Origin of the sequence: Lysinibacillus telephonicus (genome assembly GCF_039654155.1) — a bacterium.
GTDB lineage: Bacteria > Bacillota > Bacilli > Bacillales_A > Planococcaceae > Ureibacillus > Ureibacillus telephonicus.
Genome location: NZ_CP155468.1, coordinates 1556489 through 1571063, shown reverse-complemented (window position 1 = coordinate 1571063; position 14575 = coordinate 1556489). Strand labels below are relative to the sequence as shown.

General features: G+C 37.7%; 11 protein-coding genes and 1 pseudogene. 6 read left to right on the top strand and 6 right to left on the bottom strand.

What is annotated here, in order from left to right; translation table 11 throughout:
• Positions 1-132: 132 nt before the first annotated feature.
• From MKY04_RS07425 to MKY04_RS07395, 6 genes and pseudogenes are all read left to right on the top strand, one after another.
• On the top strand, positions 133-435 hold the full coding sequence (locus MKY04_RS07425; RefSeq protein WP_126294795.1) for a hypothetical protein: 303 nt from the start codon (positions 133-135) through the stop codon (positions 433-435).
• 488 nt (positions 436-923) lie between these two features.
• Positions 924-3340: pseudogene (locus MKY04_RS07420) on the top strand (collagen-like protein).
• A gap of 445 nt (positions 3341-3785) precedes the next feature.
• Positions 3786-4160, top strand: coding sequence for a hypothetical protein (locus MKY04_RS07410; protein WP_246020340.1), 375 nt, complete (start codon positions 3786-3788; stop codon positions 4158-4160).
• A 72-nt stretch (positions 4161-4232) separates the two neighbouring features.
• On the top strand, positions 4233-4718 hold the full coding sequence (locus MKY04_RS07405; RefSeq protein WP_126294793.1) for a hypothetical protein: 486 nt from the start codon (positions 4233-4235) through the stop codon (positions 4716-4718).
• Positions 4719-5753 carry a glycosyltransferase family 2 protein gene (locus MKY04_RS07400; protein WP_126294792.1) on the top strand — a complete coding sequence of 345 codons (1035 nt, stop codon included), beginning with the start codon at positions 4719-4721 and terminating at the stop codon, positions 5751-5753.
• 24 nt (positions 5754-5777) lie between these two features.
• On the top strand, positions 5778-6884 hold the full coding sequence (locus MKY04_RS07395; RefSeq protein ID WP_126294791.1) for a polysaccharide pyruvyl transferase family protein: 1107 nt from the start codon (positions 5778-5780) through the stop codon (positions 6882-6884).
• Between the two features lie 447 nt (positions 6885-7331).
• Here the strand turns inward: MKY04_RS07395 and MKY04_RS07390 are convergent, their stop codons facing one another.
• The 6 genes from MKY04_RS07390 to MKY04_RS07365 all read right to left on the bottom strand — a co-directional run bounded on the left by MKY04_RS07390 (position 7332) and on the right by MKY04_RS07365 (position 14371).
• Positions 7332-8420 carry a glycosyltransferase gene (locus tag MKY04_RS07390; protein WP_346235581.1) on the bottom strand — a complete coding sequence of 363 codons (1089 nt, stop codon included), beginning with the start codon at positions 8418-8420 and terminating at the stop codon, positions 7332-7334.
• A gap of 102 nt (positions 8421-8522) precedes the next feature.
• Positions 8523-10073 carry a methyl-accepting chemotaxis protein gene (locus tag MKY04_RS07385; protein ID WP_126294790.1) on the bottom strand — a complete coding sequence of 517 codons (1551 nt, stop codon included), beginning with the start codon at positions 10071-10073 and terminating at the stop codon, positions 8523-8525.
• Positions 10074-10226: 153 nt separating this feature from the next.
• Positions 10227-11093 (bottom strand): 2-oxoacid:ferredoxin oxidoreductase subunit beta, encoded by an 867-nt coding sequence (locus MKY04_RS07380; RefSeq protein ID WP_346235580.1) that lies wholly within the window; start codon positions 11091-11093, stop codon positions 10227-10229.
• The gene (locus tag MKY04_RS07375) at positions 11093-12832 is read right to left on the bottom strand and encodes a 2-oxoacid:acceptor oxidoreductase subunit alpha (protein WP_126294788.1); all 1740 of its coding nucleotides are present in this window, start codon (positions 12830-12832) and stop codon (positions 11093-11095) included. Before MKY04_RS07375 ends, MKY04_RS07380 begins: the two co-directional genes overlap by 1 nt.
• Positions 12833-13141: 309 nt before the next feature.
• Positions 13142-13408 carry a stage V sporulation protein S gene (locus MKY04_RS07370; RefSeq protein ID WP_097072367.1) on the bottom strand — a complete coding sequence of 89 codons (267 nt, stop codon included), beginning with the start codon at positions 13406-13408 and terminating at the stop codon, positions 13142-13144.
• Between the two features lie 165 nt (positions 13409-13573).
• Entirely contained in the window at positions 13574-14371 is a 798-nt protein-coding gene (locus MKY04_RS07365) for a TIGR00282 family metallophosphoesterase (RefSeq protein WP_346235579.1), read from the bottom strand.
• Positions 14372-14575: the final 204 nt, after the last annotated feature.

Below are 14575 nucleotides of genomic sequence, written 5' to 3'. Positions count from 1 at the left end.
TCAATTAATTGATTTCAAGATTTTCTATAAATAATTGTAAAACTGGGCGAAAACCCATTTTTGCGCACCCAATTTAAATAAATTACATATAACACATTATATCTGGTATGAAATTTATGGAGGGAGAGTTGAATGTCTCAACCAAATATTCCGAATATAAGCCCTGCAATTACCATTGATCGAGATGATGCTATTAATTTACTGCTTGCATCAATAGCTATGGAAGAATTAGGTTTAGCACATATCATTAATGCAGAAGGAGAAAAAATACAATATTCGCTGGGGTCAGCTCCTGGTCTATCCCCTAGAGCCTCTTTTGAAGATATTTTAAAAATAAATAATAGTGTTCAAGATACAATAACTACCACGATTAAAAAAGAACTATTGCTTGATATTAAATTAAAACAGATAATTCAGTTAATTTCAAATAGCTAATAGAGGTCGATCAAAATGTTGAAGTCAAGTAGTACGATGTTACTTATTGTGAAATCACTTGTAATATATAATACTTAACATCACGATAGAGTGAGTTCTACTAAACTTGTAGTACTCATTCTTTTTGTATCCTTCCAATTGATAACCCTTTTGCTACTCATTTTCTTTTAAATACATATTATTTCTTTCTTCATTAAACCTCCATATCTCCAGAAGTTAAAGGAAATTCTCCTAACCTTTAACAAGAATATTATATTTTCGGGGACCATAGATATTAATTATCTTTCTTCTATTCTAGAAAACCAACTATTTATATTACTTTTTACCGAATTTTTTATATTTATTATGAAAATCGGGCGAGTGTTTATACCTTTCTTTACCATTTGAATAATTTACTAAAGAACACGTTGCCGATCGGTTTATCGAGGATTCGATAGGAATTAGGCGAAACGAGTTCTTTTCTAAATTTAATAGAAAGGGGAAGTGAAATGTCTCAACCGAATTTGCCAAATATTACCCCAACAATCACCCTTAGTAGAAATTCTGTTATTAACCTATTGTTAGCATCGATTGCGATGGAAGAAATAGGTTTAGCACATATTCTTAATGCTGAGGGAGAAAAAATCCAGTATGCTTTGGGGACAATTCCTGGCTTAACACCTCCAGCCACATTAGATGACATCCTTGATGTGAATTCTAGTGTTCAAGATACACTTTCGATGGCTATAAAGAAGGAATTGTTACTGGACAATAGATTAAGACAAGTGGCTCAATTGACTGGTAATGGAGTAATTGGGCCAACTGGACCGACTGGACCTGCTGGGCCAACTGGACCTGCTGGGCCAACTGGACCTGCTGGACCGACTGGACCTGCTGGACCAACTGGACCTGCTGGACCGACTGGACCTGCTGGACCAACTGGACCTGCTGGACCGACTGGACCGACTGGACCTGCTGGTGCGACTGGACCTGCTGGACCGACTGGACCTGCTGGTGCGACTGGACCTGCTGGACCGACTGGACCTGCTGGACCGACTGGACCTGCTGGGCCAACTGGACCTGCTGGACCGACTGGACCTGCTGGACCAACTGGACCTGCTGGTGCGACTGGACCTGCTGGACCAACTGGACCTGCTGGTGCGACTGGACCTACTGGACCGACTGGACCTGCTGGTGCGACTGGACCTGCTGGACCGACTGGACCTGCTGGACCAACTGGACCTGCTGGACCGACTGGACCTGCTGGACCGACTGGACCTGCTGGTGCGACTGGACCTGCTGGACCGACTGGACCTGCTGGACCGACTGGACCTGCTGGACCGACTGGACCTGCTGGACCGACTGGACCTGCTGGACCGACTGGACCTGCTGGACCGACTGGACCTGCTGGACCGACTGGGCCGACTGGGCCGACTGGGCCGACTGGACCGATTGGACCTGCTGGTGCTACTGGACCTGCTGGACCGACTGGACCTGCTGGTGCGACTGGGCCGACTGGACCTGCTGGACCAACTGGTGCTACTGGGCCGACTGGACCTACTGGGCCGACTGGACCTGCTGGTGCTACTGGACCTGCTGGGCCGACTGGACCTGCTGGACCAACTGGTGCTACTGGCCGACTGGGCCGACTGGGCCGACTGGACCGATTGGACCTGCTGGTGCTACTGGACCTGCTGGACCGACTGGACCTGCTGGTGCGACTGGGCCGACTGGACCTGCTGGACCAACTGGTGCTACTGGGCCGACTGGACCTACTGGGCCGACTGGACCTGCTGGTGCTACTGGACCTGCTGGGCCGACTGGACCTGCTGGACCAACTGGTGCTACTGGACCGACTGGACCTGCTGGGCCGACTGGACCGACTGGACCTGCTGGTGCTACTGGGCCGACTGGACCGATTGGACCTGCTGGTGCTACTGGACCGACTGGACCTGCTGGACCAACTGGTGCTACTGGGCCGACTGGACCTGCTGGACCGACTGGTGCTACTGGACCTACTGGGCCGACTGGACCTGCTGGTGCTACTGGGCCGACTGGACCTGCTGGACCAACTGGTGCTACTGGGCCGACTGGACCTACTGGGCCTGCTGGACCGACTGGTGCTACTGGACCTACTGGACCTACTGGGCCTACTGGGCCGACTGGACCTGCTGGTGCTACTGGGCCGACTGGACCGATTGGACCTGCTGGTGCTACTGGGCCAACTGGACCTGCTGGTGCTACTGGGCCAACTGGACCTACTGGGCCGACTGGACCGACTGGTGCTACTGGACCTACTGGGCCGACTGGACCGACTGGACCGACTGGGCCGACTGGACCTACTGGGCCGACTGGACCGACTGGACCGACTGGACCGACTGGGCCAACTGGGCCGACTGGGCCAACTGGACCTACTGGGCCGACTGGGCCTGCATTTGCTGAGGAAGGATTCTCTGCACAAGCAGCAGCCTTAAGTGATGTAACAGGGCCTACACAAATTGGCGGTTGGACAGTTGCACCACCGTATTATCCAGGAGAAAACTTTGACCCAGCGACGGGAACTTACACAATCCCTGAAACTGGAAGATATGCAATTTCAGCAACAATCAACTATACAACAACGGCTGCACTTACTGTAAGTTTAGGACCGGATGTTAATCCAGCATTTGTTGTTCGTAGAATTAATACTGCGGAGGACTTAATCACTGGATTATTCCCTGTATTAAATGTAAACGTCGCATTAATACTCACACTAAGGGCAATTCTCGGAAATGGTACTGTTACTCTAACAGGAGAAGTAGCATTGAATGCAGGAGATCAAATTGGCTTATTCTATGAATCTGATGGTTTAACAATCGGAATAGATATTGGTGGACCTGGTTCTGGAATTGTTTGGTCAGTACACCAAATTACAGATACAATTTAATTAAATAATTATAACAAGCTTTATAACACTCGCTGAAAGCTGGATGCATATAATGTATCCAGCTTTTTGTTACTCTTAATAACATATAATTTGAGGTTCCTCAATTAATAAAAACATTGAATTATTCTATAAAATTTAAAATCCAAATAGTTAAGTCATAAATTTCATATGAAACAAGCACGTAATCAACAACGCTTTAATAAATTATTAAAGGACCTATGTAGTCATTCACCTAATAATTCTAAAACTCATTTCATTCGATCCATTGTAATAGTCTGCACTAAACAGTACCTGGTGCATATCCTTATTGTTCATATGAAAAACTCTCTATCCATCTTCGTAGCAATCAGTAACGATTATAAAAACTTAAATACACTTTAAACCTTGTCATGCTATTGGTCCAGACTTTGCCAAATGATAAATAAATCAATTTAGGAGGAATCAAATGTCTTTACCGAATATCCCTAATATCACACCCAAAATTTCATTGGAACGATGTGATACGATAAACTTACTACTTTCTTCCATTGCTTTAGAAGAAATCGGTCTTTCTCATATTTTGAATGCTGAAGGTGAAAAACTTCAATATTTTTTAAAAACATGCCCAGAAAACTACCATGATTATTTAAAAATCAATAACAGCATAAATAATACACTACGTACCATTATTAAATCTCAACTATTGCTACAGCTTAAACTTGAAGATGTTGTAACACTTAATTTACTTTCGGGTTGTCATAACTGTTCTGAACATCATGATCATCCAACTAAATGTAGTTCTTGCTTCGGAAAATTAGAAAAAGATAAAAAACACTTATAACCTAGAGTAAAAATTTAACGAGGCATTCTTGAAAATTTATAAAAAGATTATTAGTTGAAAGGGGGAGATTAATTGCAGGAGAAATATACCTTTAAAAAAGAAACAGTTAAAGAAAGTGATATCAATTATATAAATTTTTTAGAGTCATTCGTACAATCAATTACTCATTATTTTGGTCAAAATTCTAATCAAAACGATTCTTTTACTGAAAATCAAATGACCCATTCCTTGTTTTTAATTGAAAAAATACATTTCTATCTTTTTTCTCGATATAAACTTTATAAGCAAATCGTTTCGTTTCCTGAAGAATTCCACCCATTTCATCATACTAAAACGGATACACTTTTTCAGTTATTAAAAGGTTTAGATAGATTGATGCATAAGTATCCTTTTTTAGATGAAGAAAATCAAATTCAATGCCAAAACAACTTGTCTCAAATTTTAAACTACTATTCTCATAATACAAACTCAATTAAAATTAAAATTACATCTCCACTTCCAAAGCCTTGGAAGCCAAGAGAACAATCAAACATTTTGAATAAGGAAGTGAAAGTCTAAATGACAGCTCCGACAATTTCATTATGTATGATTGTAAAAAATGAAGAGCAATTTATAGAGCAATGCTTAAAAAGCGTCAATGACTTTGTTCAAGAGATTATTATCGTTGATACAGGCTCAACGGACGAAACAATTAATATTTGCGAAAAATACAAGGCTTCCATCTATTCATTTAAATGGACGAATAATTTTGCAGATGCAAGAAATTTTGGTTTATCGAAAGCAAGCGGTGATTGGATTTTATGGCTTGATGCAGACGAAGAATTAGAAGCTGGCAATGAACAAATGATAATAGAAAGCATTAGTAAGACAAATGCTGCTATGCTGTTAATGCCAATTATCAATTATTATGGAGAGACATTTCCAGTTAAGAAGCAACAAGCCTATTTGTATTATCAACCACGTTTGTTTCGAAATCATATAGGGGTTAAATTTTACAATCAAATCCATGAAACCCCAATGCTTTCTAATAAAAACGAGGTCACAGAGTCAATTGAAAGCCTAAAAGCTCCAATCCATCATTACGGATATATAGAAGAAATTACAAAACAAAAAAATAAGTCTCAGCGCAATCTCCAAACCCTTCTCATAGAATACGAACAACCTAACCACAGTCCTTGGATTGAATATCATTTAGCAAGTGAATATTACCGAAAAAAGGAGTACAATACTGCTTTTCTTTATATAAATGAAGCGATTTTAGGTTTTCTTTACCAAGGTTTAAAACCACCAGCATTACTTTATCGTTTAAAATATGGGATGTTAATTGAAATGAATAGTTTTGACGGGGCTTGGCCTGCTATTGAAAAAGCAATTCTCCTTTATCCTGATTATGTCGATCTTCATTTTATGAAAGGTCTTATCCTATATCAAAAGGAACAGTACTCTGATGCACTAGCTTCCTTTGAAAAATGTCTTGAATTAGGTGAAGGTCATACAGAATACCTTATTCTTCGGGGTTCAGGGAGCTTTAAAGCTACAGAATATAAGCATTTATGTTTAAAAAAAATCAATTCAACAAAGAAGAACAACTAGTTTCTTTATTAAGGAAGTGACTGTTTGAAAAAGGTTCTTTATATTGGATGGATTGGCTATAAAAATTTAGGCGATGAATTAATGGCCGATATATTCAAGCAACAGTTTTCTATATTAGGAGAATCGTACAAGCTTGATTTTGTTAATATTGAACACAAATATTTAAAAAATGTCTCCCCTAATCAGTATGACCTCATTGTTTTAGGTGGCGGTTCCATACTAAGTGGAAATGGAAACTTAATCCATCCATATATCATTGAGTATTTGTATAATTGCTTAACAATAAATAAAAAAATAATGATTTGGGGATCTGGTATAGACTGGGCTCCAAAAGATTATATTGAACGATTAGAAAATAATGTGGAAATTCCAATATTAATTTCAAATAATTTTAGCGCTAAAATTAAACAGGTCTTTATGGAAAGTGTTTGGTCTGGTGTTAGAGGTCCGTTAACATTAAAAGTGTTAGAACAGTATGGGGTTAGAAAGGATGCTCATATAAGCGGAGATCCTGGATTTTTACTAAAACCTCAGGTAATTTCTAAAAATGAACAAATAAATAAATTACAATCTACTCTTCAACATAATGAAAAAATTATAGGTGTGAATTGGGGAACAAGCTTTAATAATATTTATGGGGAAGATGAAATCACTGTAGAAGATCAATTAGCAGTCAGCTTGAACCAGTTCATTGAAAATGGGTACTTTATTTATTTATTTTCTGTTTGGAGACAGGATTTCCCATCTATAGAACGTCTTTACTCAAAGCTTGATAATAAGTCTCAAGTGATTTTGGACCGAAATCTCTACAATGAGTATGAGTTGATGGACATCTTACAAAATTGCACCTTTACTATTAATTTTAAATTACATGCTAATTTTATTTCATTAGCAGCAAATGTTCCTTTTATTGCTTTTGGTTATCGCTTTAAAGTATTTGATTTTGTTAAGTCAATTAATCATGAAAAATACTTGGTCTCAACTGATGAACAAAATATAAGTGAACAAATTTCACAGTTGGAATCAGACATTATTAATAATAGAAGTACTATCCTTTCAAATTTGAACGTACATCAAACTAATTTTCGAAAGAAGATTATTGAACCTTTTAACAATGGGTTGTATATATAAAAAAATAAATAAAATAACTAGACGGGATTCTCCATTTTAGACTGTAGGCAAAATCAATAAACGCTGATTTTGTTTACAGTCTTTTTTATAATTAAGTAAGATTTACTCTACTAGTTTTGATAGCAATAAATATGAAAATTTACTGGAGAAGCAACAAAATATCACTAAAATTACTATTTATGAAAAAAAGTGTCCAGATAATACTGGACACTTCAGAGTGTAGACAAAGTCGAAAATCGACTTTGTCTACACGTATTTTTAGGTAATTCTTAAAAAGTAAAGAATATCCAGACTGTCTTGAAAACGCTTGCCAGCCAAGGCACGAAGGCGAGTGAAGACGCGAATAGAAGTTGCCTTCATGAGCGGACGAGCGAGACAAGTAACGTAGGATGAAAGCGTTTGTCAACAGTCTGAAGTGTCCAGATAATACTGGACACTTTTTTTCAATTATTTATTTGCAAAATAACTATTAAAGAATTCTTCATTTTTTAGGACTGCAGGATCATGTGGTCGATATGCTTTTGCCTTGTTATTATATTCAACAGCAAGTTCCTTTTCACCAATATTCCAATAACAAACACATAACTGTAAATACGGATACCAAGTTGAATAGCTTTCCTGTCTAAATCCCATAATATTTTCTGTTGAAACATTAGTTGCTAAATGATACCAAATAATGGCCTTCTCATAAAGTTTTTGCTCTTTATATAAGTCGCCCATACGACAAGAAACTTCTGGTCTTGGTACATCGTATACAAGTGATTTTAAAAGTGCATCAATTTCTTTTTCTGCATCACCTAAACTTCGATAACATGCAGCTAAATTAATACAAGCTCGAATCTTATCCTCTACCCATCCTTTGTCCTCTGACAAAAATTTATTATAATATTGAATTGCTTTTTCATATTGTCCATGATCCTTTAATTCATTACTATAATAAAATAAATCTCTTGGGGTAAATGTTTCCCCCTTCTCTAATCGTTTCTCATAAATTTTTAAATTCCGATCACTTTGTGGTCGATTGATTGATTTATCTTTTTTTCGGTGTGTAATGGCAACATCTGATGAAATTATATTTCCACCCACTTGCAAATATTCGTGAACTGCTCCATACCATTGAAAATTGCGCGCTCTTTTTACAAGTCGATTTCTTCTAAAACTAAATGTTGGATTATCATATTCATCAAAAGCTATATGATAAAGCATGGAAACTGCATCCACTTTATTTGCAAGAGAATCCTTTAATTGTTGAAACTTTATCTGATCCTCTTCTAGCAAAACATCATCTGCATCCATCCAAAAAATGTAATCCATCGTTGCTTTACTAAAGGCAAAATTTCTTGCTTTAGAAAAATCATCAACCCATTCAAAATCAAAAATCTTTTCTGTAAATTGACTTGCAATTTCCTTCGTTTTGTCTGTTGAGCCAGTATCGACAATTATAATTTCATCCACAAGATCGTTTACACTATTTAAGCATTGATGTAAAACTTCTTCCTCATTTTTCACTATCATACATAAACTAATTTTAACCATTCGTTCACCACCAAATATATTCGTTTTCATATTCATTACTATATGAATAGAAAATTTGAGTGAACATGATGAATGCACCAATTTTTAACAAAATATTAAAAACTAAACCGTAAATCGCTTAATTGCACTTGTTAATGAACGAATATTTTTCGTAATTTTTTGAATTTCCTCGTGCATTTCACGTGTTGCTTCCAGCTGATCATTTGTTGATTTTGACACTTGCTCTATTCTGGATGCATTTTGCTTTGATACTTCGCTTAATTGTAATGAATTTTGAGCAACTTCTTTTGTGCTTTCTGTGATTGAGCTTATTGTTGAAGAAACCTCGCCAATATGCGGTCCGATTTCATTTACAGATGATACGATTTGTTGGAATTTTGCAGCTGTTTGATTCGTAGTATCAAGACCTGTTTGGACAGATTCAATAGCAACTCCCATGAAACGTACTGACTCTTTTGTGTCGCTTTGAATTTGCTTGACTATATTCTCGATTACCCGAGTTGATCGAACTGATTGTTCTGAAAGTTTACGAACCTCGTCAGCAACTACGCTAAAGCCTTTTCCATATTCCCCGGCTCTTGCTGCTTCAATAGCTGCATTTAATGCTAGTAGATTCGTTTGTTCTCCGATTTCATTAATCATTTGAACCACTTTTTCAATTTCTTTTGAATGCGCAACTAACACCTGCATCATATCGTTCGTTTGCTTTACGGCTTGTTCAATTTCATTCATTTGTCCAATATTTAAGTTGACAAATTGAACCCCTTCATTTGCTTCATATACGGTATGTTGAATCGTTTTCTCTATATACTCAATACCTTCTGCGATAACTTCTATACCCTCAGCAATCCCTTGAAGTGCATTTGTATTAACTTTTAATTGATCTGTTGATCGAATGGTAGCTTTTGTTAAATCGGTAGCATCATGTGAAATATGGATTGATGCCTCTGTTGTTTTTTCTGATGCACGTTGCAATTGGTCATTTGCTTCATCTACTGAAGCAGCACTTTCTTGTACAACCCTTAATAGTTCCTTCACTTCCGTTGCCATTTGATTGTAGCTTAGCATGACCTCGCCTAGCTCATCCTTGGAATCATATGTAGCGGTTTTTGTAAAATCACCTTGTTCAGCCTCTTTAAGCAATTTTTTTAGCTGTCTTGTCGGTATATTTACGGCTCTTGTAGCCCGTATACTGAAATAAATAATAATTAGAATAATCACAACTGACACACTAGCCAATAATTTGTATCCAAATGAAATATCCTTTTGATAAGATGCCATTTGACTTTCTGCCCTATCAATTACATATTGCTTCATTTCTTGTACTGTAGTGATTATTTTATTATGATCTTCACTTTCCAAACTACTATTTAAATCTTTTATGTAAAATTCCATTTTAGAATCAAACTTATAATTTTCTAGTAAATTTTGAATCTCGTTCAATCTATTGGAATCTCCGGTAAGAAAAGCAACTTCAATATCTGAGATTGTGTTAACGGCTAGAAGCTTCTCTCCATACATAATTTCTGTATTATTTTCCATTTTCCTTAAATAATCAATACTAAAAATTGCAAAAATACTGTTCGAAATAATACAAACAATCATTAAAACTAGTAATCGGTCTTTTACCTTAATATAGCGTCTTAAACGCAATCCAAACGACCCCTCTACTTTATTTCTAGTAAGAGCATAGTTTAGTTTTATAAAGCAACTGTAAGATATATGTAAATAGTTTGTAAAAATTTCATATTCAAGGTATTTCCCCCAAGTAAAAGAGCTCCTTTAAAAGGAGCCCTTGCGAAGCAATTACATAAATTCTTTTACTAATTCATTAAACTTTTCTTCAGATAAATTCATATCAATTTTTGATAGTGGTTCTTCAGAGTAGCCAGGTACTTTTTCTTGGTAAGATTTTGTATCCGTTTCTTGATAAATAATACCTGTTACTAATCCTTCTTTTTCCATAACTGTTTGCATTGCTAATTCTCTGTTTGTAGAATCATAGTCTTCAATTTCAGATAGTTTCGTTAGATGCTCTTTAAACCATTCATAGGTATTTACCTTATTGTATGTTACACAAGGACTGAATACGTTAATGAATGAGAATCCCTTATGCTGAATACCAGCCTCAATTAAAGCTGTTAATTCTTTAATATCTGTTGAGAAACCTTGTGCGACAAATGTTGCACCAGCTGATAATGCCACTTCTAACGGTTTTAATGAAGGTTCAATTGCCCCGCCAGGTGTTGATTTTGTAATAAAACCTTGTGCAGAACGAGGTGAAGTTTGACCCTTTGTTAAACCATAAATTTGGTTATCCATAACAACATAAGTGATGTCAATGTTACGGCGGATCGCATGTACTGTATGAGCCATACCAATAGCAAACCCGTCGCCGTCACCACCAGAAGCGATAACATGGAGATCACGGTTGGCCATTTTTAATCCTTGTGCAAGTGGCAGCGAACGACCATGAATTCCGTGGAACCCGTAAGAATTAATATAGCCGGCAATACGTCCTGAGCAACCAATACCTGCAACTACCGCTAATTCATGTGGCTCAATTCCTACATTAGCCGCTGCACGTTGGATAGCTGCTTGAACAGAAAAGTCACCACAGCCTGGACACCAGTTTGGTTTAACTGAGTTACGAAAATCTTTAAATGTTGCCATTAGTCAAGCAGCTCCTTTACTTTATTTGTAAGCTCACGAGGTAAGAACGGTGTACCGTCATATTTCGTGATACTAAGTGTTTTATTGTGACCGCCAATATTCATTTTCATAATATTTGCAAGTTGAGAAGTTTTATTGTTTTCTACAACAATCACTTTTTTCGCTCCTGCTACTAAAGGAGCCATTTCTTCTGATGGGAATGGGAATAGTAAACGGATATGTGCATGGTTTACTTTAAGCCCTTCATTCGTTAATTGCTCTTGTACTTCTTCAATTGCTCCACGTGTAGAGTTAAAACCAACTAATAATACATCCGACTCGTCATGTGGTGCATTTACATAAACAGGATTATCGAATTTTAAATGTTGAAGTTTACGGAAACGTTTGTCCATTTGAATCTCACGGTTTCCTTGTGCTTCGCTTGGTTTACCTGTTTCATCATGCTCAACACCTGTTACATGGTGAATACCATTAGGTGTTCCTGGGAAAACGCGTGGTGAAATTCCATCTTCAGTGTTTTCATAACGTTTGAAGTAGTCTTTATTGTCGTTTGGTTCAATATCCCCTTCAACAATTTTCCCGCGACGAATTTCAATTTTCTTATAATCAAAAGGATCCGTAGTTTGTTTACCAAGAGATAATTGTAAATCCGTCATAATGATAACTGGTAGTTGAAGTTCTTCCGCAATATTAAATGCTTGAATTGTGTCAAAGAACGCTTCCTCCAATGTAGAAGGTGCAATGACAACTTTTGGAATCTCACCATGTGTACCATAGAGCATTGCCATTAAGTCTGATTGTTCTTGTTTTGTTGGAAGACCTGTTGATGGACCCCCACGTTGCGTATCGACAATCACTAAAGGTTGCTCCGTCATACCAGATAGACCTATCGACTCCATCATAAGTGATAATCCAGGTCCTGCTGATGCCGTAAATGCGCGGGCACCACCAAAGTTCGCACCAATCGCCATTGTAGCAGCTGCGATTTCATCTTCTGTTTGAATTACGGCTCCACCAAGCTTCGGTAGCTTTTTAATTAAATACTCCATAATTTCTGAAGCGGGTGTAATAGGATATGCTGCCATAAAGCGTGCACCTGCTGCTAGAGCACCTAAAGCAACTGCGTCATTACCAATCATATACATGCGACGTTTTCCATCTGCAGGAGCTAGTTCCCATTCACCTACTCGTTCACCTAAAAGCTCACTCATAACGTCATAGCCTTTTTGGATAGCTTCAATGTTTTTATTAACTACTTCTTCGCCTTTTCGTCCAAAAATTTCTTCGACTACACCTTGAAATACTTCAATATTTAAGTTTAATAAAGCTGAAGTTGCCCCAATTGCTACCATGTTTTTCATCAGAGAAGTACCTAGTTCTGCAGCAATTTCTGTAAATGGTACGATAAATAATGGAGCTTTGGAATCTTCAGGTTTTGTAGGATTAAATTTGCTATCAGCTAGAATGATGCTTTTTTCTGTTAGCTCTTTATAGTTAACTTCAATCGTTTCTTGGTCGAATGCTACTAAAATATCTAAATCGTCCGCAATTGAGCGCACTTCTGTTGGTCTTACTGTAATTTTATTATTCGTATGGCCACCTTTAATACGTGAAGAGAAATGACGATAGCCGTAAAGGTGATAACCTAAACGATTCATTGCCATTGAGAAGATTTCACCTGTACTCTCAATACCTTCACCTTGCTGCCCACCGACTTTCCACGAAAGCTGATGTAACATGTTAACAACTCCTTAAATTATTACTCTATTTATATATGAATTTCCTACATTAGTTTAACATGAACATATATCATAAACTATTGGAAATACAACAATTTGGTGAAAATCAGACCTTTGACGGAAATAGAGAAAATACCGAAAATTATAGCTTTATGTAAAATAAGACGACCACTATAAGTTAAAGATTCACTACTTCAGTATGTCATAATTGTGTCAGTATTTCCCGAGCATTGTAAAACAAAAAATTAAATTGAAAAAGCTCTCATTAATTAGCAAGGCTAATTAATGAGAGCTCCGGTTCAAACGCTTTTATCGGTTTCTTTTTTCAACTACTAACTTTAATGCTGTTCGATCCTCACCAGCAATTGTTATATCTGCGAATGCCGGTGCACAAATTAAGTCCGTTCCGCTCGGCGCAACAAAACCGCGCGCAATCGCAACTGCTTTCACTGCCTGATTCAATGCACCTGCACCTACAGCTTGCATTTCCGCATATCCTTGCTCTCGAATAACCGCAACGAGCGCACCTGCGACAGAATTTGGATTAGAGCGAGATGATACTTTTAATGAATCCACAATTATTCCTCCCCATATAGCTTTAATAAATGTTGAATGAAGCATTTGAATTTTTGGGCATTCATTCAAAGGACTTCAACTTAGTGTCCGTATCACATTTTATGTTGCTAAAGAGGAAATTAGAATCTATTCTAATTTGAATTTGGAGCTGAAAAAAATTTATTTTTAACCTTTAAATGGATAGTCTTCATTTATATAAATTCGTTCACAGCTAAATGCTTTACCCGTTTTATCATCTATCTCAACGAAAAATCCACTTAGTACTTCTCGTCCGGTTTTAGGAACTTCAAAACGAGAAGGCATATTTGTTTGAAATTTGTAAATGACGCTTTCTTTTTTCATTCCTAAAACTTCATCGTACGGACCTGTCATCCCAACATCGGTAATATAAGCTGTTCCACCTGGATAGATTCTGGCATCTGCTGTTTGAACATGTGTATGTGTTCCAACAATAGCAGAAGCACGACCGTCCAAATGCCAACCTAGGGCAATTTTTTCACTTGTTACTTCAGCATGAAAATCAACAAAAACTAATGGGGATATTTTACGTGCTTCTTCCACTAAAACATCAGCCATCGCAAAAGGATCTTCATGTGGCGGTAGAAACACTCTACCATGCAAATTAATCACTGATAACGTAACACCGTTTTTCGTAATTTGCACCATTCCTTTTCCAGGTGCTTCGTTTGAAAAGTTAGCAGGACGAATTAAATACTCTGCATCATCAATAAATTCAAAAATATCTTTATTGTCCCAAGTGTGATTGCCCATAGTAATTACATCAACACCAACTTGCAACAATTGCTGATAAATTTTTTGTGTAATTCCGCGGCCAGCTGCTGCATTCTCTCCGTTTGCAATGACAACATCTGGACCATATTTTTTCTTTAAGCGGGGTAAATATTTTTCCACTGCATCTCGACCGATTGAACCCACGATATCGCCGATAAATAAAACTTTCATTTAATGACCTACTTTCTATCAACGCCATGCTAACCAGCGTCCGCTTTCGGAATCGTAAAGGGCCTGCACCGATAAGGTTAAATCGCCTTTGCTGGAGGGAGACTACTTGGCTAATTTCCTACGAACTCTCCGAAATCGAAACTTGCTGGAGGCTTTATCTCTATTTAGTGGGGTGGCACTAAATAAATAAGATAAATAACACCC